This window comes from Micromonospora sp. NPDC049114, from assembly GCF_040648635.1.
Lineage (GTDB): Bacteria > Actinomycetota > Actinomycetes > Mycobacteriales > Micromonosporaceae > Micromonospora.
Genome location: NZ_JBEZEA010000005.1, coordinates 108,837 through 134,769 on the forward strand (window position 1 = coordinate 108,837; position 25,933 = coordinate 134,769).

Here is a 25,933-nt window from a genome sequence, read left to right on the forward strand (position 1 = left end):
CTGTCAGTTGGTCGCGTCGTAACGCAGGACGGGCTCGGTCAGGTGCGGTTCACCCTTGATGATGCCGGTCAGCCGGTCCAGCCGACTGCGGAACTCCGGCTCCTGCAGCGCCTTGCGGAACGACTCCTCGTCGGTCCACTCGGCAATGTTGTAGTACGTCGACGGATCCTTCTGGGAACGGCTCAAGACGTAACTCACCAGCCCGGGGCGGGTCCGCATGTACTCGGCGACCTTGGCGTAGCGACTCTCCAGATCCTCCGCGGCACCGATCAGCGTGAGCTTGTTGACGAAAACGACCATGGCGTCGCCTCTCCTTGGGTGATGTCGGCGGTCGGGTAGTCGACGTAGCCCTGCCGGCCGCCCTGGTAGAAGGTCGTCGGGTCCGGCCGGTTCAGGCCCGTGCCGTCGGCCAGGCGGCGCGGCAGGTCGGGGTTCGCGAGGAACTGTTTGCCGAAGGAGACCGCGTCGAACCCGGCGGCCAGCGCGTCCGCCACGACGCTCGCGGTGGCGTCCGGATCGAGGTCACCCGTGCCCGGGTTCACGATGATCGGTCCGGCCCACCCCGCCCGAACCGCCCGGACCAGGGCGGGATCAGAGCCATGGACCAGGTGCAGGTACGCCGGATCGATTGGCCGAAGCGCGTCGAGCAGGGCCGGGTAGACGACCTCGGCATCAGGTTCGCTCATGTCGTTGAGGCCGAACCCGGGGGACAGCCGCAGTCCGACCCGGTCCGCGCCGATCGCGGCGGCGACCGCCTCCAGCAGCTCGACGGCGAACCGTACCCGGTGATGCGGGGGACCGCCGTAGCCGTCGGTGCGTCGATTCACCGTGGCGGAGAGGAACTGATGGACCAGGTACCCGTTGGCGCCGTGCAGCTCGACGCCCTCGAAGCCGGCCGCGATCGCCGCGCGGGCGCACCGGACGACGTCCTCGATCGCGTCCGCGATGTCGGCCGGCGACATCTCTCTGGGTACAGGGTATGGGCGCGGACCGTCGTACGTCCGAGCCATGCCGGCAGCGCCCACCGGAGAGGGGCCCAGCGGTTGGTGACCGTAGAGGCCGGGATGACCGATCCTGCCGGCGTGCATGATCTGCAGCACCATACGTCCGCCGGCTGCCTGCACGGCCGCGGACACCGCGGTCCAGGCCTCGGTGTCCGCGGCGGAGTGCCACTGCATCCCGTACGCGTGACCGGCCGCGCGTGGAGCCGGACTGGTGGCCTCGCTGACGATGAGGCCGGCCGCAGCACGCTGGGCGTAGTACTCGGCAACGTAGGGCAGTGGCGTCCCTCGCTGGTCGGCTCGCCCGCGGCCCATCGGCGCCATCACGATCCGGCTGGGTAGCCGCAGGCGACCCAGCTGAACCGGCTCGAAAAGTGTCGGCATACCCCGATGGTCACCAGGTCCGGTCGAGAACCCGTGGAGGCCTGCTGAAGGCGTGATCTGGGACAGCGGTCCCACGGGCAACGCCTGTCCAGCCTGCAGCCTGGTGACCTCCTCGGCGAACCCGAAGAGGTCACCTCCACGGCTGGGCTTGCGCGAGCTGGAGAGTTGCGCCGAGCGTCAACGTCGGTGGGGCAGTGGGTCGTGTTGCCCTCGGACACATCATTGGCACATATAGATCATGATCCGCGCTGGGTGCCCTGCGCGGATTTTTCTGTGATTGGCGTGCAGTGTTCCTGGTCGCAGACGATGGTGATCTTGCTGCTGCGCAGGAGCGTGACCAGGTCGTGTGCTCTGGATGGCGCTGGCGAGGCGGGGATGGTCGGCGAGTCTCGCGATGATGTGGTCTTCTCTGAGATAGAGGATCTTGCGCCGGTGATTAGAGGGCTGGTTGCGTGCTGGTGTGCCCGTGGCGGCATCGGTAGCCGGGGCGTTGATTGATCCACCGGGATTCCAATCGTCGTCCGCAGGGTCCGCAGCGCAGTAGACCGGTGAACAGGTAGCGGCGGGTGGTGCCGTCGTGGGCGCTCCGGTGGGAGCGGACGGCCTGGACGGCGACGAAGTCCTGCTCACTGACCAGCGCGGTGTGGGCCTGTTGCGTGGAGACCACCCAGTCCGCGGTCGGGTTCCGCCGGATGGGATCTCGCTGCGAGCGGCTGGCATCGGTGTGGTTGTGCGCGAATTGCCGGTTCCAGACCTGCCGGCCGGTGTAGCGAGGGTTGGCGAGGATCGCCGCGCGGTTCGCTCAAATTGATCAAGCCGCATATTTCTGACGATTCGCCGAACGCTGGGCCGCTGCGCTCGGCTGGCTGGCGACCCGCACGAGTCGGGCCGGGCGTCCGTGACGCCCGGCCCGTCGGCTCACGGCCTGCTCAGCTCGCGGCGCAGGACAACGACGGTACGCCGTTGGTGCCGCTCGACGAACCCAGGAAACCGAAGGTCGTGCTACCGCCGGCGCTCATCGAACCGTTGTAGCTGACGTTGCGGGCGGTGACCGTCGTGCCGCTGCTGGTCACCGTCGCGCTCCACGCCTGCGTCACCTGCTGCCCGTTCGCGAACGTCCAGGTTACCGTCCAACCGTTGATCGCCGAGCCACCGGCGGTCACCCGCACCTCGGCCTGGAAGCCGCCCTGCCACTGACCGGTCACCGAGTACGATGCCGAACAGGACCGCCCATTCGACGGCGGCGGAGTCGTCGGTGGCCGGGTGGTCGGCGGGGCGGTGGTTGGCGGGGCGGTGGTTGGCGGCGGCGTCGGGGTGGTGCCGCCCACGGCGCTGATGATGGCGTCGATGATGCCCTGCTGGGTGACGGTGACGCTGCTGCGGTTAAACAGCCCGAACCCGTACGCCCCGTTGTAGCCGTTGTCCCAGTAGGCGGTGGCCGCGCCGTACTTCTTGGCGGTGGACACCAGCGTGCGTGCGTAGTCCGCGCGGTACCTGTTGTTCGTTGAGTCGGCCGACATCTTGTCGACCGAACCGTACTCACCGACGAACACCGGGTATCCACGCGAGACGAAGGTGTCTCGCATCTTCTTGAGCTGCGCGTCCATGTGGTCCTGCTGTCCCCAGGTCGACTTCCGGGCCGGATTGGTGGCGGCCGGTCCCCACTGCGTGATGGTGCCGTTCTCCTCGCCGGCGAAGTCCCAGGGGTCGTAGTAGTGCACGGAAATCATGAGCCGCTGCTCGTCGGCGGGAACTGACGGCGATCGGTACTGGTCCGTCGGCAGCACGAAGCCGTAATTACCTGCGGTGTAGTCGATGTTGGTGTTCCAGCCGGCGACGAGCAGCCAACGCGAGGTGTTGTTCCCGCCGGTCCGCCGGACCGTGTCAACGAAGATCTGGTTGTACGCGTTGATGTTCGAGTAACACGGCTGGGTGGGATTGCCGTACTGCCCGTCGAACTCCTCGTTCATGGCCTCGAAGATGAGGCGCTCGCCGTAGCTCTGGAACCTGGTCGCGATCTGCTGCCAGACCTTCTGGTACTTGTCCCTGATCGTCGTCTGATTCGACGAGTCGCAGATCAACCACGAGCCGGTGACGGTCTTGAAGCCGTCACCGTGGATGTTGATCAGCACATACAGGCCGCGACCGTAGGCGTAGTCGACGATCTCCTGGATCCGATTCAGCCAGGCGGGGTTGATCGTGTAGTCCGGTGCCGACCCGATGTTTCCCAGGTAGGAGACCGGGATACGGATCGTCTTGAATCCCGCCGCCTTCACCCGATCGATGAACGCCTGCGTCACGACCGGGTTGCCCCATGCCGTCTCGCTGGGGATTCCGTTGATGTTGGCCTCCAGGGCGTTCCCCAGATTCCAGCCCGCCCCCATGTCGGCGACGAGCTGGGTGGCGTTCAATTGGGCCATGCTGTCGGCCGACGCGGAACCTGTCAGCATGGTCGCGGATGCGGCCAGCGCCAGTACGCCGGAGACCAGGGCAAGCTGAACCTTCCTGAGTATGGATTTCACCAGAATCTCCTGTCTTCGAGCCAACCGTCACGCTGGGTTGTCGAAGCGCTTCGACGATATTTCGATTGCCTGCGTTGGCATTCGATGGGTCGCCAAAGGATAGATGGACATGGATCAATGGGCAAGGTTGCCGGCGGCGCGTCTGCCGCCCACCCTGCGATGATCTGGATTATCGAGATCCGTTAAGAGCGGGAGGCAGGCTTCCGGCCCGTCGAGAGCTTCCGGAGACCGGCCGGCTGGAGGAAGAGTTGCCGCCGGACCACCACATCGCCCCGGGCGTCCAACTCGTACCCCTCGATCCAGAGCCACCCGTCGTACGTGATTCGGTCGGCCAGGACGCGGATGAGCCGGAAGAGGAACGGGCGGGAGAACTGGACGCTTGCCGCCTGCGTGAAGTGGAGGAGGTCACCACTGTCGAACGGGGGGGCGCGGCCCCACCACCCGTCACCAGGCCAGGGTTCGCGCTCGGGCCACCGCGAACCTTGGGCACCAGCCGTCCGGGTAGCGGCTGGCGGCGGCGTTGCGGCGCGAGCGAACTTCACGGGCGGCAGCTGGGCCGAGGGGGCGCCGGTGACCGAAGCTCTGCCCGGTGCCCTCGGCGACGGACAGGTCGAGATCCAACTGGGTCGCGACCTGCTGCTGGTACTCGGCCGCGGCGGGACGCATCTGCACGCCTAGGGCCAACTCCCGGGGGTGAACCGCAGCGTGCGATCGTCTGCTTGGCGCCTGTCAACGACAGGCTCTGTTCCTTCGCGGCCCGGACCAGGTGCGCGGCGGCCTTTGCCCCGCCGACGGCTCGGGCCGCTTCCTACGTCCGGTCTGGTCTTTCAGTGCGACCCGGGCATCCGCCGTGTACCGGTCGGGTCGGGCGGGACGAGGTGTTTGGCGGTCTCGTTGGCGGCGACGTTGACGGCCGTGAGCGCGGCGAGGGTCGCCAGCACGACCGGTGGGAGTGGGGCGAGGCCGAGTGGCGCGGCGAGGGGGCTGAACGGCAGCGCGACGGTGACCGCGATGAGCAGCAGCCCGGTGCCGGCCAACGCCGCGGAGGGGCGGCTGCGCAGGACGCTCCGGTTGGAGCGCAGCACCAGCAGCACGATGATCTCGGTGGCGGTGAACTGGACGAACCAGGCGGCACGGAACACGTCGGTGGGCACGTGCCACCACCAGTGCAGGGCGACGAGCACGAGGAGGTCCACCGCGATGCTGATCGACCCATACACCAGCATGAACCCGCGGATGGTGCGGACGTCGACGGTGCGGGGGTGCTGGAGCTGCTCCGGGTCGGCGTGATCGGTGGAGAGGGTGATGTACGGGATGTCGGAGAGGAAGTTGAGTAGCAGGACCTGACGGGGCAGCAACGGCAGGAAGGGCAGCATGAGGGTGGCGATGCTCATGCTGACGACGTTGCCGAAGGACGCGCTGGTGTTGACCCGGATGTATTTCAGCGTGTTGGTGAACGTACGGCGACCAAGTTGGACGCCGTCGGCGATCACGTCGAGGTTCTTGTCGAGCAGCACGATCGCCGCGGCTTGTTTGGCGACGTCGACGGCGGTGTCGACGGAGATCCCGACGTCGGCGGTGTGCAGTGCGGGGGCGTCGTTGATGCCGTCGCCGAGAAACCCGACGACGTCGCTGCGGTGTCGTAGCGCGGTCAGGATCCGTTCCTTCTGCAACGGGTCCACCTCGGCGAAGACGTTGACGTCAGCGATCCGGTCCGCTAGCTGGTCGTCGGGAAAGGCGGCGAGGTCGGCGCCGACGAGCGGTTCGCCGCCGAGGCCGACTTCGGCGGCGACGTGTCGGGCCGCGTGCCGGTTGTCGCCGGTGACCAGGCGGACCGTGATGCCCATGTCGGCGAGCCGTCGGATCGCGGCGGCGGCGTCGCCGCGTGCCGGGTCCTGGAAGGCGAGCAGCCCGACGAGGGTCATCTCCCGTTCGTCGCTGACGGCGACGCTGGTGGCGCCGGGCATGGGCCGCACGGCGAGGCCGAGCACCCGGTTTCCCTGGTCGCTGAGCTCGGTGAACCGGTGCAGAACGCGGTCGCGCACCTCATCCAGCGGCACCACGCCGGCGGCGGTGCGTGCGGTGGTGCAGACGTCGAGCACCGCGTGCAGGGCACCCTTGGTGACCAGGACCGGCCCGCCGTCGCGCACCAGCAGGGACAGGCGTTGGCGGGTGAAATCGTAGGGTGCCTCGGCGACGCGCGCCTGCGGATCGGCCGCCGGTTGCCCCGCCATGATCGCCGCGTCGATGGGGTTGGGGAACCCTCGTTGGAGGCCGGCGTTGAGCCGGGCGAACCGCGCCACCTCCGCGTTCGGTTCGCCGTCGACCGAGAGGCACCCGGTGAGGGTGATCGTGCCAGCGGTGAGGGTGCCGGTCTTGTCGGTCAGGAGCACGGTCATGGCGCCGAAGTCCTCGATGACATCGAGGCGTTTGACGATCACCCGATGCGCGGCCATCGCGCGGGCGCCGGCAGAGAGGCTGACCGCGACGATCGCCGGCAGCATCTGCGGGGTCAACCCGACGGCCAGGGCGAGGGAGAACAGCAGGGAGTCGATGACCGGGCGGTGCATCAGCAGGTTGGCGACGAAGATACCGACCAGCAGGACCACCATGATCCGTACGAGCAGCAGCCCGAAGCGGGTCAGCCCGCGCTGGAAGCCGGTGCTGGCCGGGCGGGCGGCGACCCGGCGGGACACCGCCCCGAAGGTGCTGTCGCGGCCGGTGCGCATCACCACCGCGCGGGCGGTGCCACTGGCCACGTGCGTGCCCATCCACAACGCGTTGCCGCGTGCGGTCAGCTCCGCTCCCGGCGGGGACGGGTCACTCGACTTCGCCGCCGGGAACGACTCTCCGGTGAGCACCGCCTGGTCGACCTGCAGACGTCCGGCTTCAACGATCCGGCAGTCCGCGGGGACGACGTTCCCGGCGCGCAGCACCACGAGGTCACCGACGACGACCTCCTCGACCGGTACGGACACCTCACGCCCGTCGCGGATCACCTCGGTGTTCACCCGCACCCGGGCCTGCAACGCGTCGACGGCCCGCCCGGCGGCGTGTTCCTGCCAGAAACCGAGGCCGCCGCTGGCGGCGACGATGACCAGGATGATCGCACCGTCGATCAGGTCCCCGACGGCCATCGACAGCACGGTCGCCGCGATCAGGATCAGGATGATCGGGCTGGTGAACTGCGACAGCAGGAGTCGCCACCCCCGCCTGGCGCCCGCATCGACCCGGTTGGGTCCGTGCTCACGCAGCAGGTCGGCGGCGCGTTCGCCGGTGAGGCCGGCTGCGGACGCCCCGACAGCGGCCATGGCCTCCGGCAGCGGGCCGGCCCAAAAGGCCGCGCGCTCACCCTCTGCTCGCCCCACTGCGCACTCCGCGGTCGCCGGCCACCCCCGCGAGTGACGCTACCGATCCGCCCTACCGCGCGCGGACGATTGGCGGTGCCGCTCACCGGTCGACCGGTCAACGCCGCGCCGCCGCCACACCCGCAGCGCCACGACTGCGCTGACCAGGGCCAGCAGGGCCCACTCCCCGATGCCCAGTTCCCGCTCCAGATAGCGGTAGGAGGCCGCACCCACGTAGCCCAGCAGCGCCACGGCTGTCGCCCAGGCCAGCCCGCCGGTCAGGTTCGCCCGGAGGAAGACAGGCCACCGCATCCCACCGGCGCCCGCGATCAAGGGGACCACGGTCCGCAACACCGCCACCCAGCGTCCGGTGACCACCGCCCACGCGCCGCGGCGAGCGACCAGGCGGCGGGCCCGCGCGAGGTCGAGGCGCCGCCGCAGCACGCGCGGGGCGCGAGCGAGCACGCTTGGGCCGTACCGGCGGCCCAGGGCGTACCCGGCCTGGTCACCGAGGCATGCCCCGGCGGTCCCGGCGGCGACCACCGCCCACAGCGGCAGCGAACCACTGTGGGCCACCAGCCCGCCGAGCAGGATCGCCGTCTCGCCGGGCACGACCAACCCGAGCAGCGTCGAGGACTCCAGGGCCGGCAGGACGATCACCAGGGTCAGGACGAGGATCGGCGGCAGCCCGACGAGCGTCTCCACCACCCGCCGATTGTCGCCCTCGGCAGGTTGACCAGTGGCGAATAGCACCATCCGGTGCGTCGGCGATCCGTAGGGTTCGGGTCGACAGCAGGCATCTGCGCGGACTAGAGGGGTTGTCAAGGACCGGTGGCAGCGCGCACACATCGCCCGTCGCCCGCCCTACTGGTCAGCCTGGGCACCTCGGCCGGCCTGCTGGCGACGCTGAGCGCGGCCGTGCGCAGCCGCCGGGTACCGTCCTGGGAGCGGGACCTGTTCGCCCTACTCAACCACCTTCCCAGCGGGCTGACTCCGGTCCTGGTTCTGGTCATGCAGCTCGGCTCGTACCCAGCGGTGTTCGTCGCCGCCGCGGCAGCCGTCGTCGCGCGCCGGATCGGCACGGCGTGGAGCCTCCTGTTGGCCGGGAACCTGGCGTACTGGCTCGCGGTCGCCGCCAAGGCGGCGGTCGCCCGGCAGCGGCCCGCAGCGCTGCTCACCGACGTCCTCCTCCGAGAGACCATTACCGGGCGGTACGGATACCCGTCGGGACACGTCGCGGTCGCCACCGCCCTGGCGCTCGTCGCCGCGCGGACCGGCGGCCCCCGTTGGCGCCACGCGGCCTGGACGGTGATCGCGCTGGTCGCCGTCGCACGGATTCATGTCGGCGCGCACCTGCCGGTCGACGTGGTCGGCGGCTTCCTCGTCGGCTGGCTCGCGGTGTGTCTGACCCGGCTCCTGGTCGGCGAGGTCGGGCCGCAGCGGTCGGTGCCCGCGCTACGGGCGGCGTTGCGGCGGCGCGGATTCGAGGTGGCACGTTTGGCGCCGATCCACGGTGACGCCCGTGGTTCGCAGCCGTGGCAGGCGGTCACCACCGACGGGCGGCGGCTGTTCGTCAAGGTGACCGGCGGCGAGCAACGGGACGCGGACTGGGTCTACAAGCTCTACCGGCGGATGCGCTACCGGCACGTGGCCGACGCGCCGCCCTACCTGAGCGCTCGCCAGCAGAGCGAACACGAAACCTGTCTGACCCTGCTGGCCGAGCGCGCCGGCGTCCGGATGCCGGCCGTTGTCACGACCGCCGCCATGTCCGGCGGCGACGCCGTCCTGGTGCAGGATTTCATCGACGCCGAACCGCTGCACGCCGTCGTCGGGCCGGTCCCGCTCGCCGCCGTACGCGACGCCTGGGAACAGGTGGCGCGCCTGCACCGGGCGGGCATCGCACACCGCGATCTGCGCGCCGCGAACGTGCTCGTCGGCCGGGATCGCACCCACCTGGTGGACCTGGGCTTCGGCGCCGACGACGCCTCGGCCGAGCAGCGGGCCCGCGACGTCGTCGAGCTGATGGTCGCCCTGTCCACCCGGGTCGACCCGGCCAGCGTGGTCGCCGCCGCGGCCGACCGCCTGGGCGTCGCGTCGGTCGCGGACGGCCTGCCGTACCTGCAACCTGCGGTGCTGTCCCGCGCCGGCCGGGCTGCCCTGCGCGGCCGGCCAGACATGCTGACCTGCCTACGTCAGGAGATCCTGCGGCGCAGCTCCGGCCGTGACCGCCCGGCGGCAAAGGTGGTCCGGATCAGCCGCCGCACGGTCCTGGAAGTGCTGGTCCTGGGGTTGATCGTGCACCTGCTGCTTCCCCAGATCGGCGAAATCCGCACCGCCGTGCGTCTGATTGTGCACGCCAACCCGGTCGCGGTCGCCGCGACGCTGCTCGGCTCCGCCTTGACCTACCTGCTCAGCGGCGTCGTGCTCCGGCTGGCCGCAGCCGACCGGGTCCCGCTGGGCGAGGCCACCCTGGTTCAGGTCGCCGCGTCGTTCGCCAACCGGCTGGCTCCCGGTAGCCTCGGCGGCGCCGCCCTCAGTCTGCGGTACCTGCATCAGAAGGGACTCGCCGCCGCCGACGCGGGCACCGCCGTGGCCGTCTCCCGCGCCGCTGGCGTGTTCTCGGTGGTCCTGCTCCTGCCGGTGCTGCTGCCGTTCGCCCGACAGCCGGCCCGTATCCTCACCCACGATGCGACCAGGGCGTTGCCGCTGCTGCTGGGCGCCCTGGCCGTGCTGCTGGTCCTCGCCGCGGTGCTCGCCGTACCCCGGATCCGCCGGCGCGGACGCTCGATGGCCAGCCAGATCGTGACCGCGTTGCGCGAACTGCGTCACCAGCACGGGCTGCGGTGGCTCGTCGCCGCGTCGACGGCGCTCACCCTCACGTACGGCCTCTGTCTCTACTTCGGGCTGCTCGCTACCGGGCCAGTCCCGCTGGTGCACCTGCCGCCGGTGATCCTGGTCTGTGTCGTCGGCGAGGGCGTCGCATCCGCCGCGCCCACCCCCGGCGGGCTCGGCGCCACCGAAGCCGCGCTTGTCTCCGGTCTGCTGCTCTACGGGCTGCCGCTGGACACCGCCGTCGCGGGCACCCTGATCTACCGCCTCGCGACGTTCTGGCTCCCGGTACCCCCGGGTTACCTGGCCTTCCGGGTCCTGACCCGCGGCCGGCTGCTGTGAACTTCTTGGTCGGGCCCTTTGCCACTGCGCGGCCCTGGGTCTTCAGACCTCGATCTGGGAGCCGATCGTGACGGTGCGGTCCGGGGGCAGCGCGAAGTGGCCGGTCGCATCGCTGGCGGCGTGAGAGGTGGCGACGAACAGCCGCTTACGCCAGCGCGCCATCGTCGGCGTGGGCCCGGCCACCACGTCGACCGGCGAGAGGAAATAGGAGGCCTCGTCCACCTGGGCGGGGCCTTCCGTCTGGCCTGTCCCGAGCAGTCGCAGGGCCTCCGGCACGTCCGGGGTCTGCAGGTAACCGAAGCGGGCGGTGACGTGGATGATGCCGTCCTCGGCGTAGCCCAGGTCGTCGACCTCGACGCGGTGCGCCGTGGACACCTGCGGCACGGGCACGGTCTGCACCGACATGATGACGACGTGGCGGTGCAGCACGTGGTTGTGCCGCACGTTCGCCCGCATCGCCAGCGGCGTCGTGTCCTTGCCGCGGCTGAGGAAGATCGACGTGCCGGACACCCGGGTGTGCGGGAGCCGGCCGCTGTGCAGGTCGTCGATGAAGGCACGCAGGGGCCCTTCGAGGTGCCGGCGCTTGCGGGCCACGATCTCGCGGCCCCGCTGCCAGGTGCTCATCACGGTGAAGGCTGCCACTCCGATGAGCAGCGGCAACCACGCCCCGTGCACGAGCTTGGTGAGATTCGCCGACAGGAACAGCACGTCGACGGTCAGGAGGACGACGGCGCCCGGCGCGATCAACCACAGCGGCGTGTGCCAGCGGGCGCGGGCGAGGTAGAAGAACAGCACGGTCGTGATCGTGATGGTGGTGATGACGGCCATCCCGAAGGCGTACGCCAGAGCTGTCGAGCTGCCGAAGGCGACCACCAGGGTGAGGACAGCGATCAGCAGCAGCCAGTTGATCGCCGGCACGTAGATCTGGCCGATGGTCGATGCGGAGGTGTGGGCGATGCGCATGCGTGGCAGGTAGCCGAGCCGGGCGGCCTGCGCGGCGACGGAGAACGCGCCGGTGATCACTGCCTGGGAGGCGATGACCGTGGCCGCGGTCGCCAGCACGACCAGCGGTAGCCGCGCCCAGCCTGGTGCGAGCAGGAAGAAGGGACTTCCCACACTCGCCGGGTTGGCGAGGATCAGAGCGCCCTGCCCGAAGTAGCTGACTGTGCAGGCGGGGAGTACCAGGGACAGCCAGCCACGGGTGATGACCCGCCGGCCGAAGTGCCCCATGTCCGCGTAGAGGGCCTCGGCGCCGGTGACGGCGAGCACGACAGCGGCCAGGGCGAAGAAGGCGATGCGGAAGTGCCCGGCGAGGAAGCCGACCGCGTAGGTGGGCGACAGGGCGGCGAGGATCTCCGGCTGCCGGGCGATGCCGGTCGCTCCGCACAGACCGATGGCCACGAACCACGCGATCATGACCGGTCCGAACAGACGCCCCACGGCGGCGGTGCCTCGGCGCTGCAGCGTGAACAGCAGCACGATGATCACCACCGTGATGGGTACGACCAGACTCGCCGTCGACGGCTGAAGGACTTTGAGCCCTTCCACCGCGGACAGTACGGAAATCGCGGGTGTGATCACGCTGTCGCCGAAGAACAGCGCCGCGCCGAAGACTCCGGCCGTCGCGAGTGCCGCCCCGACGCGCCCCGCGCTGCCCGTACTGCGGCGACGCAACAGGGTGATCAGCGCCATGATGCCGCCCTCACCCTCGTTGCTCAACCGCATCGCGAGAGTGACATAGGTCAGCGTGACGATCAGCATGACCGACCAGAAGATCAGCGAGACGACACCGAACACGTTGTCCCGGCTGACCGGAACCGGGTGCGGGTCGGCCGGGTTGAAGACGGTCTGCATCGTGTAGATCGGGCTGGTGCCGATGTCGCCGAACACGATGCCGAGAGCCGCGACGACGAGCGTGGCGCGGACAACCTCACGACCACCCGCGCCCGTCCCGGCCGCCGAAACATCAGGCACCCGAGTCCCCTCCACCCGTACTGCACGTACACCTGCGGCGACCTGGTATCCGCACTGCACGTGATCGACGACTCGGGCACCCGGACGAACGACACCCGCCGACCTGGTGACAGGAATCAGGTCCCGACCGAATGGACCCTAACTACGCCGTGGAGGCCACCGAGCCGATCCCGCAGGAATCACCCGGCAGCGGCCTCCTCGGCCCGCACCTGGCCTCCCGTCAGCGCGGTCGCCGTTATGGCCGCGTCAAAAAGCGGGCCGTGGCCGTCGCGGCTGCGTGAATTCGTCGATGGTGGGCAGCGGATCGGGGTTGGTATGGGCGTCGAGGGTTCGAGAGGGGAGCCCTCGACGTCGCAGGAGGCGCGTGGTGACTGCCGATCCGGGACCATCGACCCCGGCAACCTGTGCACGGACACCGACCGGCGTCAGTGTCGCCGGGGGATGGGCGTTGATGATCGCCGCAGCTCTGCTGGCCGCGGCGGCGTTCCCAGCGGCCGAACTGCCGGGACGGGCGTTCATCATGGCCATCGCCGCCGGCGGCTTCGCGGTGGTAACGGCCGACCTGCGGGCGGTGGCCGTGGTGACCGGGCTCGGGATGGCGACCTTCGTCGGGTTCCTGGCCAACCGGTTCGGTGACCTGACCGGCGCCGCCGACGGCTGGTCGTACACCGCGGTGATTGTCTTTGCCAGCGTGCTCGGTGTCGGCTACCGCTTCATGCGGTCGGTGCCGCTGACTACCGCCCGTGCGGACGGCACCGTTACGCCCAGCCCACGGCCGCCGCACCCTGCCGTCCCGGTCGGATACGATCCGCCATTCGGCTGACCTTGCGAACACCACCGCGCGGCGGTGAGGCCGGTGCTGTGCTCGGTGACGCCGTCGTGTCGATCCGCGACCGGGCGCAGTCGGCCTTGCAGGGCTCTGGCCGGTGCCGTACGCGGTGACCGGAGACGTCGCCCTCCTTGTCGACAACCAGGACGCGTTCGACACCGCGCTGCGGCCCGCTCCTCATCATCTACCGCCGCCGCACCTTGCGAGAACCTGCTCGCTCCTGGGACCGAACGGCGCTGGGAAGACCACCACGATCCGGCTGCTGCTGGACTTCCTGCGTCGCAGGCTTGGACATGCGACTGTGGTGGGGGCTCGACCCGCGCAAGGACAAGGCCGCACTGCACCGTCAGATCGGCTATCTGCCCGGCGAGTTATGGCGGAGCAGGCCCCGCACTGCTGCTTTCGCGTTGGTTCGGCACGGCCGACAAGACAGGTGCGGCCGGCCCGCCATGGCTGCGAGCCGGCCGTACCGTCGCGATGTCGGCTTCGGCAACCCTGCCTGAGTCTGGTCAGACAGTGCGGGTCCGGGTGTTGGTCAGCCGGTCGGCGCACCTGCGACGAAAGCGATCGGTCGAACCTGTCAGTGCGTCAGCTGCCGGCTGGCGCGGGGGAGGTGGGGACGGCGGCGGGACGCCGCCGTCGCGACACGACGCCCACCACGGCGTCGATGACGAGGAACGCCAGCAGGGTGAGTCCGAACAGCGGCAGCGCCCAACCGATCGCCGCGATCACCGGCACGCCGACCAGCAGGACCCACAACGGCAGACCGCGTACGCCACCGCGGGCCGGTGGGGTGCCGGCGAAGGCGCGGCGGTCGGCGCGGGTGGGTCGGCGCTGCCACCACATCCGGTAGCCCCAGACGATGACGCAGAGCAGCCCGAGGGCGAGGGCGGCGAGCAGGATCTGGTTGATCGGGCCGAACAGGATACCCATGTGGGCCTGGATGCCGAGGGCGCTCAGTTGCGCCAGCAGAGGCCAGTCGGCGAAGTCGCTGCGGGCGGTGATCGTACCGGTGGCGGGGTCGACGGCGACGCGGTCCTTGGCGACGGACCAGGTGTTGTCGACCTGCGTGACGGTCCAGGCCGAGCCCGGCTCCGCCGCCGGGGCGATCTCGACCGGGCCGGAGAGACCGGCGGCGCGGGCGGCTGTCGAGACCTGGTCGAAGGTTGCCGACACGACGAGACCGCCTGCTCCGCTTGCGCCGTGCTCGTGGCCGCCGCCGGTCTCGGCGGGGGCGGCGGGATCGGCGGTGAGGCTGGTGGACATCTCCGGGGCGCGTGCACTGAGCGCGTCGAGGCCGGCTCCGAAGTTCGCTCCGGCGTAGCGGGACCAGGTCAGCCCGGTGGCGGAGAGGAAGAGCAGGCCGACGGTGAGCCAGATGCCGGTGGTGGCGTGCCAACCCCGGGTGCGACGGACGCCCTTGCCGGCGGACAGGTCCGGCACGAGCAGGTGTCGGGCGGTGGCCCGGTTGGCGCTGCGCCGGCGCCACCACAGGATGACCCCGCCGAGCACGATGACCCAGAGCCAACTCGCGGCGAGTTCGGAGTAGTGCCGGCCCACCACGCCCAGGTGCAGGTTGCGGTGTAGGTCGTCCAGCCAGGTGGTGGCCGGTGTGGAGCCGAACCAGGTGGTCAGTTGGCCCTTGACCTGCGCGGTGTACGGATCGACGTAGACGGTGTGCTGCTTCTCGCCGAGTTCCGGCAGGGAGAACGTGACCCGGGTGCTCTGGTCGCCGTCGCCGGGCTGCACGGTGGCGATGCCGCCGTCGGGGTGCGCGTTGCGCGCGGCGCCGATCTGGTCGGCCAGCGGCAGCGGACGATCACCCACCTGGGCGACGGTCAGTTGGTCGCCGTAGAGGATGGCGTCCAGTTGTGGGGTGGTGGTGTAGGCCAGCCCCGTGAGTGCGGCGACCACCAGGAACGGTGCGACGAGGATGCCGGCGTAGAAGTGCAGCCGGAGTAGCAACGCGCCGAACGGGGACGTGCGCCGGGCCGGTCGGGCCGGTGTGTCGGCCGCTGTGGTGGGTTCCGGCGTCGGTGCGCCGGACAACTCGGTGAGAGACATAGTCATCCGATCGGAATTAGCGAGAAGCACCCAGGGGGTGTTCCTCCTGCTGGCATGGTCGCCCGGTGGTTCGTCGCGTCAGCTCCGGCCCAGTGAGGTAGTCGGCCAGATGGCCCCGGCGGTTCCCGGGAATGTGGCGTACGAGGATGGCTGCCGGGGGTCAGTGCCGGTCGGGCCCGGACGTGCTGCGTGGGTCGGACTCCGCACGCCCCGCCGCGGCGAGGAACGCGTTGTAGCGGGCGAGGTCGTCCTCCTCGCCGGTGGCTTCCGCCCGGTCGGCTGCCCGGTCCAGGCGGGCCTGTTCACGCTGGTCAGCGCGAATCCACTGCCGAATCAGAACGATCATGACAACGACGGCGGGAAGCTCGCCGAACGCCCAGGCGATGCCGGCGCCGAGCTTCTGGTCCGCCAGCAGCGACGACGCCCAGGTGGGGTGCACGGCGGTGTACCAGTCGGGGGCGATGACGGTGGTGGTCTGCATGAGGACCAGGCCGAAGAAGCCGTGCGCCATCATGGACGCCAGGTGGATGATCACCAGTAGCGGGTGGGGAAGGCGTCGGCGGCCTGGGTCGACACCGACGAGCACCCAGAACAGCAGGTAGCCGGCGACCACGAAGTGGGTGAGCATCGCCAGGTGGCCGAGGTGGGAGCGCATCAGCACCCCGAGCAGGTCACTGAGGTACAGACCGAACAGGCTGGCCGTGTAGATGCCGAGCGCGACGAGCGGGTGCGTGAGCAGTTTCGTGACGCGGCTGTGCACCGCGATCAGCAGCCACTCCCGGGCGCCGCGTACCTGCGGGTCGGTTGGTCGGCGCAGGGCGCGCAGGGCCAGGGTGACAGGTGCGCCGCCGACCAGCAGGATCGGCACCAGCATCGACAGCACCATGTGCTGGGCCATGTGGGCGCTGAACAACACGTACGCGTAGCGGGCGACGCCCAGGTTGGTGGTCGCGGCGAGCACCAGCATCCCGCCCACCCAGCTCGCCGTTCGGGCGACAGGCCAGCGGTGCCCTGCGACGCGCATCCGCCGTACACCGGCCAGGTACCCGCCGATGCCGAGGGCGCAGAGGGTCAGGAAGAACATGTCCGGCAGCGGTTGCCCGAGCAGGTTGCCCGCAGTGGGTGCGGGCGGGCATCGGGAAGCCGAGCAGTTCGGTGATCGGGTCGGCGTCGATGCCGGAGTCGGGAATGGGGGTGGGGCTGCGCGACAGCGCCACGGCCAACCCCACGGTGGCGGCGAAGACGACCAACTCCCCGGCGGCCAGCCGGCCGAACGCACCGGGCCGCCCGGCACGCAGTGCCGGCAGGGTACGCAAGCGGTGGGCCGCACCGAGCGCGCCGAGGATCAGCAGGGCGACGAGCTTGCCGAGGACCAGCCAGCCATAGCGGGACTGCCAGAGCTGGTCGACAGCGCCGAGGCGGACGGCGGCGTTGGCCAGCCCACTGACCGCCACGGCGACGAAGCAGCCCAGGGCGAGGCGGCTGTACCGAGCGGCGGCGTCGGCCAGCAGGCGGCTGCGCCGCACCATCAGCAGGGCGACGAGCCCACCGACCCAGGTCGCGGCGGCGAGAACGTGCAGGGCCAGGCTGGTGACCGCGATCTGGTGGTTACCGGCCCCGGCGGAGTGGCGAGGTCTGCTCCTCAGCGTGGGCAGTGCTGACGGCAAGGCCGGACGCGTGTCGGTCGAGGTCAACTACAGCACGTTCCGCACCGCGTACGGCGCGGACTACGCCTCCCGGCTACGTCTCGTTCAGCTTCCGGCCTGCGCGCTCACCACACCGGATCGGGCGGCGTGCCAGCAATCGACGGTGCTGCCGACCCGCAACAACGGAGCGGCCTCGACCCTGGTCGCCGAGGTGAACGTCGCTCGTGCGGCGACGGTACTCGCGGCGACTGCGGCGGCGTCCGGCCCCGGCGGTAGTTACGGAGCAACCAGCCTCAGCGCCACGGGTTCCTGGTCCGCCGGCGGCTCGGCGGGTGACTTCTCGTGGTCGTACCCGATGGATCTGCCGGCGTCGCTCGGCGGCCCGACGCCCTCGATCGGGCTGGGCTACTCGTCGAGCAGCGTCGACGGTCGGATGGTCTCGACCAACAACCAGGCCACCTGGGTGGGCGACGGCTGGGACTACTGGCCCGGCTACGTCGAGCGCCGGTACAAGTCCTGCGCCGACGACATGGGCTCCGGAGCGCTGAATACCGAGAAGACCGGCGACCTGTGCTGGGCCTCGAACAACGTCACGTTGTCGTTGAACGGACGGACCACCGAACTGGTTCGGGACGACGACACGGGCGTCTGGCGGACGGCCGAGGACGACGGCTCGCGGATCGAATCGTTGACGGGCGCCAGCAACGGCGACAACAACGGTGAGTACTGGCGGGTGACGACTACCGACGGCACCCAGTACTACTTCGGTCGTAATCGGTTGCCGAATTGGTCCACCAACGCCCCGGAGACGAAGTCGACGTGGACCGTTCCGGTCTTCGGCAACAACCCTGGTGAGCCGTGCGACGCCAGCACGTTCGACGCCGCGTGGTGTCAGCAGGGTTGGCGATGGAACCTCGACCACGTCGTAGATCCGCACGACAACTCCATGGCGTACTACTACAAGCCGGAAAGCAACTACTACGGCCGCAACATCAAGACCAATGGCGTTCAGTACGAGCGCGGCGGCTACCTCGACCGGATCGAGTACGGCCAGCGCAACGGCCAGGAGTACGCCAAGGCCGCCCCCGCGAAGATCGTCTTCGGCGTCGACGAGCGGTGTCTACCGAACGCTAGTTTCGATTGCGCTGAGGCGAAGTTCAACGTCAGCAACGGCAGTCACTGGCCCGATGTGCCGGCCGACCAGAACTGCAACGCCGGCGAGGCCTGCACCGACCGCTTCTCACCCACCTTCTGGACCCGGAAGCGGCTGACATCCATCACCACCCAGATCCGGGTTGGCAGCTCGTACAGCGACGTCGACACCTGGACGCTCAGTCACGAGTTCCCGGACACCGCCGACGGTACGACGCCTTCCCTGTGGCTCGCGTCGATCACCCGTACCGGCAAGGTCGGTGGCAGCAAGAGCATGCCCGCAGTGCAGTTCACCGGCCAGACCATGCCCAACCGGGTCGATGGCCTGGAGGGCGTACCGGCGATCACCCGGCAGCGCATGGTGAGGATCGACACCGAGACCGGGTCGACCATTGGTATCGGCTACCTGCCTCGCGAGTGCAGCCGATTCGAGCCGATCGTCCTGCCGGCGCCGAACGAGACGAACACCAAGCGCTGTTATCCCGTCTACTGGCAGCCGGAAGGCGAGACCAAGCCAGTGCTCGACTGGTTCCACAAGTATGTGGTGAACCAGGTCGTCGAGCAGGATCGCAAGGGCGGTCAGCTGCCCAAGGAGACCAACTACCAGTTCTCCGGACCAGCCTGGGGCTACGACGACAGCGAGTTCACCAAGTCCGATCAGCGCACGTGGGGTCAGTGGCGCGGCTACGCCAAGGTGCAGACGCGGGTTGGCAAGGCACCGGACCCGATTTCGCTGACCGAGACGCGCTACTTCCAGGGTCTGCACGGCGACAAGACGTCGACCGGTACCCGGGACGCGCAGGTCGTCGACTCGGAAGGCGGTCAGATCAACGACCTACCCGAGTTCCAGGGCATGATCCGGGAAGCGCTGTACTACTCCGCCGACGGAGGTGTCCTCGAATCCGCGACGTTGAGCACCCCGTGGCGTAGCGCGGCCACCGCCACCCGGGCTCGCAGCGGCACCAGTGCGCTGAAGTCGTACGTCACCCAGACGACGAAGGTGCAGTCCCGGTCGAAGATGGCCGACGGGTCGTGGCGGCGTACCGAGGTGCAGAACAGCTTCGACGAGTACGGGATCCCGACGCAGACCAACGACATGGGTGATGTCTCTCGTAGCGACGACAACAGTTGCACCCGGCACGAGTACGCGCGCAACACCAGCGACTGGCTGCTGTCCAAGGTGAAGCGGACCGAGAAGGTGGCGGTGGCGTGCACCACCACCCCGTCTCGGCCGGCCGACGTGGTGTCCGAGACCCGGATGTACTACGACGGCTCCACCACCTTCGGTCAGGCCCCGACCAAGGGTGATGTGACTCAGGTCGAGGAGCTGATGGAGTGGCCGTCGGGCGGCCCGCGTTACAAGGTGACCGCACGGTCGACCTTCGACACGTACGGTCGCGTGACCGAGGCGTACGACGTCTACGGCAACAAGACGACGACGGTGTTCACGCCAGCCGCCGACGCCCTGGTCACCCAGATCGACACCATCAACCCCAAGTTGCACAAGTCCACGTCCTACGTGCAACCCGCGTGGGGTCTGCCCATCGCCGAAGTCGATGCCAACGGTGCTCGGACCGATCTGGCCTACGACCCGCTGGGGCGGTTGGAGAAGGTCTGGCTGCCAGGCCGTGACAAGAGCGCGAACCTCGACACGCCGAACAGCAGGTTCTCCTACCAGGTCACTCAGTCCGCGCCGGTCGTCGTCACGACCGAGACGCTCAAGGAAGACGGCTCGTACCGGGTCGGATACGAGATCTACGACGGCATGCTGCGGCTGCGCCAGACCCAGCAGCCAGCTGCCGGTGGTGGCCGGATCCTCACCGATGTCTTCTACGACAACCGAGGTCTCGCCTTCAAGAAGCGGGCGGCCTACTACAACGACTCACCGCCATCGGCTCAACTCCACGACGATGTCGGCGACAATCTGGTGCCGAGCCAGATGCGGTACTACTTCGATGGCATGGGCCGCCCGACCAACGAGGTCTTCGAAAGCTTCGGCGTCGAGAAGTGGCGGACGGTGACCACCTATGGTGGTGACCGGATCAATGTGACCCCGCCGTCCGGTGGAACCGCCACGACCTCCATCACCGACGGGCAGGGCCGTCAGACCGAGCTGCGCCAGTACCACGGCACCACGGCGACGGGCGCCTACGACGCGACCACCTACGCGTACGACCGGTTCGGTCGGCTCAGCAAGGTGAAGGACCCGACCGGTAACGAGTGGACCTATGTCTATGACCTGCGCGGCCGGCAGATCAAGGCCAGCGACCCGGACAAGGGCGACACGACCAGCACCTACGACGACGGTGACCGCCTGACCTCAACCACCGACGCCCGGCTGGAGCGGCTCTCGTACACGTACGACGAGCTGGGCCGCCCGAAGACCCTGCGGCAGGGCGCCGACCCCGGAACCCTGGCGGCGCAATGGGACTACGACACCCTGAAGCTGGGGCTGCCGACCTCCTCGACCCGGTATGTGGGGTCCAACGCCTACAAGACCGAGGTCACCGGGTACAACGCCCGTTACCAGCCGGAGGGGACCAAGTACACCATCCCGGCCAGCGAGGGTGCCCTCGCCGGTACCTACAGCTTCGGGGCGTCGTACACCCCGAATGTCGGCCTGCCGAAGACCAACACATACCCGACCGGCGGTGGTCTCCCCGCGGAGACCGTCACCTACGGGTACGACGGTCTGGACATGCCGGTCAGCGTCGCCGGTCTGAGCAAGTACCTGCAGACCACCCAGTACTCGCGGTACGGCGAGCCGCTGCGACACACGCTGGGAGCGGTCGGCAAGGAGGTCTACCTCAGCTACTCCTACGAGGAAGGCACCCGCCGACTCGCCAAGACCGTCACCGACCGCTCGATCGCGCCGACGCGGCTGGACGACATCGAGTACAAGTACGACTCGATCGGCAACATCACCAAGATCAAGGGCGTCGAGCAGAGTACGTCCACCGACACCCAGTGCTTCGGCTACGACTACCTGCGTCGCATGACCGAGGCGTGGACGGCCACGGACGACTGCGCGGCGAAGACACCGTCCGCAGCCACCGTCGGGGGGCCGAACCCGTACTGGCACTCATACACGTTCTACGACGGGACCAGCAACCGGAAGACCGAGGTCCAGCACGACACGTCGGGAAATTCGGCCAACAACGTCACCTCGACGTACGCCTACCCGGCGGCGGGCGCTGCTCAGCCTCACACGCTGCGCAACGTCACCACCGTGGGTCCGGCCAGCGGTGGCCTGCCGGGCGGCCAGCGCCTGGACCAGTACGAGTACGACCAGGCGGGTAACACCACCAGCCGCAAGATCGGTGGCACGACCCAGGACCTGACGTGGGACGCCGAGGGCCATCTGTCCAAGGTCACCGAGGGCGCGAAGGTCACCGAGTTCCTGTACGACGCCAGCGGCAACCGGCTGATCCGCCGGGACCCGGGCACCGTCACCCTGTATCTCGGCTCCACCGAGATGACGTTGACCAAGGCCACGTCGACGGTTACCGGAACCCGCTACTACCAGGGTGTCGGCGCGGTCCGTACCCCGTCGAACAAGGTGAACTTCCTGCTCGGTGACCACCACGGCACCGCGCAGCAGAGCATCGATGCCACCACGCAGGCGTCGACGCGACGCAAGTTCACGCCGTACGGGCAGGCTCGCGGCACCCAGCCGTCGGTCTGGCCCGGGCAGAAGGGCTTTGTCGGGGGCACGATCGATTCGTCCACCGGGCTGACACACATGGGCGCCCGTGAGTACGAACCTGCCACAGGGCGGTTCATCTCGCTGGACCCGGTCGTCGACTTCAACGATCCGCAGCAGATGCAGGGCTACGCCTACGCGAACAACTCGCCGGTGAGTTTCTCCGACGCATCAGGTCTGCGGTTCTGCGCCGACGACAACTGCACCGGCAATGGTGGTGGCGTTGCGGGTACCGGCCCGCCGCCCACGCCGACCAAGACCACGACGCCGTCCAACGGGACCAAGACGCCGACGGGACCGAGCGCCGAGGAGGTCCGCAAGGCCAAGACGGTCTCGGAGAAGAAGATCCTCGACGTCGTCATCGAGGCTGGTGGGCAGATCCTGCTCGAGGTCCTCGGCATCAACGACATCCGCGACTGTGTGATGAAGGGCGACATCGGCGCCTGCGCGATGGCCGTTGCCGGAGCGTTGCCATGGGGCAAGATCCTCAAGGCCAAGAAGATCGGCCAGGCCATGTTGCGGGCCGGTAAGGCCGTGATGACCTGGTTCGACGAGATGAAGGTGGCCCGACGGGTCCTCGCGGAGGCCGACGAGGCGGCAGCCCTGTTCGCCAAGCAGGCGGATGAGGCAGCCGAGGCGGCAGCAAAACAAGCCGACGACGCGGCGGCGACAGCGGCGAAACAGGGCGACGACGTCGCGGAGACAGCCGGCGACTCCTGCAAGATCGGCAACAGCTTCATCCCCGACACCCCGGTGGTGATGGGCGACGGTTCCACCAAGGCGATCGAGGACATCGCGTTGGGAGACAAGGTCCTCGCCTCCGACCCGGAGACGGGCAAGACTGAGGCCCGCGAGGTTGTCGGGCTGATCGTCGGTCAGGGCTACAAGGACCTGGTCGAGGTCACGGTCGACACCGACGGCGCCAAGGGCGACGCCTCGGGTTCAGTGATCGCCACCGACGGACACCCGTTCTGGGTCGTTGACCTCAAGGAATGGGTCAAGGCCGCCGACCTGAAACCGGGTCAGTGGCTGCGCACCTCGGCGGGCACGCTGGTGCAGGTCGAGGCCGTACGACCCTTCACCCAACAACGCCGAGTCCACAACCTCACCGTCGACGGCATCCACACGTACCATGTGGTAGCCGCCGGCACCCCGATCCTCGTCCACAACTGTGGCGACGGAGCGGAGGATCGGCTGAGCGAGATTGCCGATTCAATCAAGGAAAGTACACCGAAGAGGCAGCGCCCAGGAACTGTCAGTGAGAGCGTTGGCGTCCGTCCGTCCGGGCTGCTGGTTGCCGTGCATACCACGTCGGGTACCCCAGGCCCTATGCCAGGCCGACTGATGTCGGCACTAACCGCCTGTGGGCATGCTCATGGCGGATGTAGTGAGGTCAGCGGTGCTGCCAAGCTGATGAAACTAGGTGCGGTTCCAGAATCAGTCACCACTGTAGGGATTCAGTCAAAACGTATTGGGGCTTCGATGCATGGGCAAGTAATGGGACCGTGCGCTTCTTGTCAGAGGTTGCTCTCTGCATTAGACGTGACGTCGAGAGGCTAATTCGTGACTATCGATCCGGGCGACTTCGTAATTGATGCACCGGAGCCGCTGTCTAGCCGGGCGGCGAATTTTCTTCGGACCAAGGCCCGTCGGCAAAGCTTCGAGCGCGGCCTCGCTGGGGAGCGACTCGAAGCAGAAATCCGGAAAGTCTACGGAAAATCGAATGATTCTTTCGTGCGTCGGCTGGGCCAACTGCAGGCAAGGTATGGCGGACTGACCTACCACAGTGGATTTTTTGATTCCGAAGTGAGGTTCAATCCCCAGTGTGAACCAGATGGCCCTGATGAAGAGTTGGAGATCCTCTATGCGGTGGAGACAGGAGGCCCTATTGGTGCATCGGTGACATTGCGAGGTGACGTCGAGGTGGGGCTCGATGAGTTGGGGACGGTAGAGTTCTCGAGCCTAGACAACTTGATTGAGTCTGATGCACTACACGGTGAAGCTGATCTACTCGCACATAGTCGTCGGGTCTACCTTGAAGGTGCAGATATGCCTGAGGTGCTCAATCGTTTGGTTGCTGACGCCGGACTTAACTTGCGTCAAGTCGATGAGGCTAGCAGCATAAATTGTCGCTGGTTCGAAGGTGACTCGGTTGTGGTGTTTGCCTGCAGCACATGGGCACGTTTGGGCCTCGGCATGAATCCATTCATAAGCATTTGGGGTGATTCCGAGGAGCGGGTGCAGCAGGTTGAATGGTTTGTTATCTAAGGTTGGGTTGGATTCCTGCTCATTCTTGTCAACCTGGCTTCGGTGCACGTAGATAGAAGTAGGCTTAGGTGAAGAGCAGTGCGCAGGGGTGACTCCGGTCACCCCTGCTCGCTGTACAGCCACAGATGTTGAAAGGCTGATTTCAATGCCCCCTTGGTGCCATCTTCTGCCGCCGAGGCCAGGTATGGAGGGGCGGGTAACAGAGCTACCTGGACCCGATGTCAGGGCGGGTTCTTGACCGGTCGCCGTAACGTGTGCGGTAACGGCTCAGGCTGGCAGTCGAGGATCGGTTGGCATAAGGCAGCAGCGGGCGTCACGAGGGGCTGGCCATTCTGTCCATGTTTGCGGATTTATCGACCGCTGCTGGCAGGCGGTGACAGAATCGTTGTAAAACTGGGGGTCAAGGGGTCGTCGGTTCGAATCCGGCCGTCCCGACGCAGGTCAAAGGGCTGATCCGGAAATCGGGTCGGCCCTTTCCCCGTTCTGGGGACCAAGATCAGTCGAGTTGAAGTTGGCCTGGCGCTGCTTGACCGTTGGTCAAGTTTCAGGTGGCTACCGGAGTCATTTGCCGAATTTTCCGTTCTCTGGATCAAGGCGGCCCGCAAGCGGGCCGCCCCGGCCTGCTGGCGACCTCCGGCCGGCATCGGCCGGGCCGGCCGGCCGGCCACACGTCTCGTGAGGATCATCGAGGTGCGACCTGTCATCGAGGTCGACCATCATGTCCCCCAGGAAGCGGGCTCCGCAGCTATCACAGAAGGCTCCCTCCTCTGCGCCGTCAACTACCAGTTGGCCGTCCGTACCTGGGTGGCCGAGGTACCACTGGCCGCGCAGCTTGACCATCAGCTTCGGCCACCGCGGCTCGCAGGAGCACACGGTGTTCTCAGGCTCGTGCGCCCATTCGAACGGAGGCGGCGTGCCTGGTTCGATGATGAAGTTGCCCGGGTAGGTCGCGGAGCATTCGGCGCACCGGGCTGACAGCTCCAAGAGCCTGGTCATTGGACTGCCGTGCTCGGATGGTTGGCACGGCATGACATGACCGTTCATCTCCGTAACGAGAGCCGGCCACTGGGGCCGACAGCGGCACGCGGACTTCTTGGTCCTGAAAAGCTTTATCACGCACGCTCCCGCACTCTGACGTTGAGGCGAGGAGCCTAGCGGGCGGTTAGACCTTCGGGGCTCCGCCCCGAACCCCGGCCTTTCCTCGGAGATCAGCAACGGACGGGGCAGCGGGATCTCCTCGGTCAGGCACCTCGCGTAGGGACGAGCCTGCCTGACCGAGGAGATCCCGCAGACGCGCCGGGAGCATGCCCAGGATGGGCCATCCATGGGCCAGTAACCGGGGCACGTGGCGGTCACGAGCGGGCACGAGACGCAGCTGGGGCGACCGCCGGCCGCAGGTGTTTCGGGCATCACGACCCCTTGAGCACGCTCTTCCAAACTGGCGCTCCGTCCCGCGCCCGCTGGCGAGCGGTCCGCATCTGGTCCGCAAGAGGTCGGCGGACAGCGGGGGAGTGGTGAGAGGTGCCGAGAGGTATCTCCGCTGCTAGCAGGCCATCTGGGCAGCTCGCCCGGCCGCCCATCTTGATCTCATAATCCCTCGGCCACGCCGGGCCCGTTGCGTGCCCGGTGGGGGCAACCGGTGTCAACGGCGGTCAGGCCCTGGACGTGGCAGCCAGCGTGGTGGCGCAGGTGAAGCGAGATCACCGCCGAGCAGTTTCCGCCCGTGTCCACACTTCCTGAACCGTGCTCTGCGGTCATCGCGCGTGTCAGCGTCCCGGGGACCAAGTAGGGACCACACGGCCTGCACGATGGTGCGCGGCACGACGTCGACCGCACGGCTTGATCTAGGGGATAGCGTGCCTGACGTGCGTG

The 25,933-nt window shown here is 68.3% G+C and carries 14 protein-coding genes and 2 pseudogenes; 4 read left to right on the top strand and 12 right to left on the bottom strand.

Annotated elements, in window-relative coordinates:
* Window positions 1-3: 3 nt before the first annotated feature.
* From AB0B39_RS17390 to AB0B39_RS17425, 8 genes and pseudogenes are all read right to left on the bottom strand, one after another.
* Entirely contained in the window at window positions 4-300 is a 297-nt protein-coding gene (locus AB0B39_RS17390; protein ID WP_357489405.1) for an antibiotic biosynthesis monooxygenase family protein, read from the bottom strand.
* Window positions 270-1,385, bottom strand: a complete 1,116-nt coding sequence (locus AB0B39_RS17395; protein WP_357489407.1) for an alkene reductase — start codon at window positions 1,383-1,385, stop codon at window positions 270-272. The genes AB0B39_RS17390 and AB0B39_RS17395 overlap by 31 nt, the downstream gene beginning before the upstream one ends.
* Window positions 1,386-1,821: 436 nt before the next feature.
* Entirely contained in the window at window positions 1,822-2,172 is a 351-nt protein-coding gene (locus tag AB0B39_RS17400; protein ID WP_357490577.1) for a recombinase family protein, read from the bottom strand.
* Window positions 2,173-2,314: 142 nt separating this feature from the next.
* Window positions 2,315-3,907 carry a cellulase family glycosylhydrolase gene (locus AB0B39_RS17405; RefSeq protein ID WP_357489409.1) on the bottom strand — a complete coding sequence of 531 codons (1,593 nt, stop codon included), beginning with the start codon at window positions 3,905-3,907 and terminating at the stop codon, window positions 2,315-2,317.
* Between the two features lie 182 nt (window positions 3,908-4,089).
* Window positions 4,090-4,320: pseudogene (locus AB0B39_RS17410) on the bottom strand (hypothetical protein); the annotation flags it as partial.
* A gap of 31 nt (window positions 4,321-4,351) precedes the next feature.
* Window positions 4,352-4,573: a hypothetical protein gene (locus AB0B39_RS17415; RefSeq protein WP_357574910.1), complete on the bottom strand. Its 222-nt coding sequence runs from the start codon at window positions 4,571-4,573 to the stop codon at window positions 4,352-4,354.
* 161 nt (window positions 4,574-4,734) lie between these two features.
* Window positions 4,735-7,275, bottom strand: a complete 2,541-nt coding sequence (gene mgtA / locus AB0B39_RS17420) for a magnesium-translocating P-type ATPase (RefSeq protein ID WP_357574779.1) — start codon at window positions 7,273-7,275, stop codon at window positions 4,735-4,737.
* Between the two features lie 39 nt (window positions 7,276-7,314).
* Window positions 7,315-7,962: a DedA family protein gene (locus AB0B39_RS17425; protein WP_357574780.1), complete on the bottom strand. Its 648-nt coding sequence runs from the start codon at window positions 7,960-7,962 to the stop codon at window positions 7,315-7,317.
* 123 nt (window positions 7,963-8,085) lie between these two features.
* Here AB0B39_RS17425 and AB0B39_RS17430 point away from each other — a divergent pair, with 123 nt between their 5' ends.
* Window positions 8,086-10,425: a lysylphosphatidylglycerol synthase domain-containing protein gene (locus AB0B39_RS17430; RefSeq protein WP_357489419.1), complete on the top strand. Its 2,340-nt coding sequence runs from the start codon at window positions 8,086-8,088 to the stop codon at window positions 10,423-10,425.
* A gap of 42 nt (window positions 10,426-10,467) precedes the next feature.
* Here AB0B39_RS17430 and AB0B39_RS17435 read toward each other — a convergent pair whose 3' ends face one another.
* Entirely contained in the window at window positions 10,468-12,399 is a 1,932-nt protein-coding gene (locus tag AB0B39_RS17435) for a KUP/HAK/KT family potassium transporter (RefSeq protein ID WP_357574781.1), read from the bottom strand.
* Between the two features lie 451 nt (window positions 12,400-12,850).
* Between AB0B39_RS17435 and AB0B39_RS17440 the strand changes: the two genes are divergently transcribed.
* Entirely contained in the window at window positions 12,851-13,222 is a 372-nt protein-coding gene (locus AB0B39_RS17440) for a hypothetical protein (RefSeq protein ID WP_357489423.1), read from the top strand.
* 594 nt (window positions 13,223-13,816) lie between these two features.
* Here AB0B39_RS17440 and AB0B39_RS17445 read toward each other — a convergent pair.
* From AB0B39_RS17445 to AB0B39_RS17455, 3 genes and pseudogenes are all read right to left on the bottom strand, one after another.
* Window positions 13,817-15,292 (bottom strand): PepSY domain-containing protein, encoded by a 1,476-nt coding sequence (locus tag AB0B39_RS17445; protein ID WP_357574908.1) that lies wholly within the window; start codon window positions 15,290-15,292, stop codon window positions 13,817-13,819.
* 160 nt (window positions 15,293-15,452) lie between these two features.
* On the bottom strand, window positions 15,453-16,376 hold the full coding sequence (locus AB0B39_RS17450) for a cytochrome c oxidase assembly protein (RefSeq protein WP_357574782.1): 924 nt from the start codon (window positions 16,374-16,376) through the stop codon (window positions 15,453-15,455).
* A gap of 184 nt (window positions 16,377-16,560) precedes the next feature.
* Window positions 16,561-16,821 (bottom strand): annotated as a pseudogene (locus AB0B39_RS17455) (CopD family protein); the annotation flags it as partial.
* Between the two features lie 118 nt (window positions 16,822-16,939).
* On the opposite strand from AB0B39_RS17455, the gene AB0B39_RS17460 reads away from it, so the two are divergent.
* Together AB0B39_RS17460 and AB0B39_RS17465 are read left to right on the top strand one after the other, a co-directional pair.
* The gene (locus AB0B39_RS17460) at window positions 16,940-23,353 is read left to right on the top strand and encodes a polymorphic toxin-type HINT domain-containing protein (protein ID WP_357574783.1); all 6,414 of its coding nucleotides are present in this window, start codon (window positions 16,940-16,942) and stop codon (window positions 23,351-23,353) included.
* Between the two features lie 3 nt (window positions 23,354-23,356).
* Complete coding sequence (locus tag AB0B39_RS17465; protein WP_357574784.1) at window positions 23,357-24,061, top strand: hypothetical protein; 705 nt, start codon at window positions 23,357-23,359, stop codon at window positions 24,059-24,061.
* The last annotated feature ends 1,872 nt before the right edge of the window (window positions 24,062-25,933 follow it).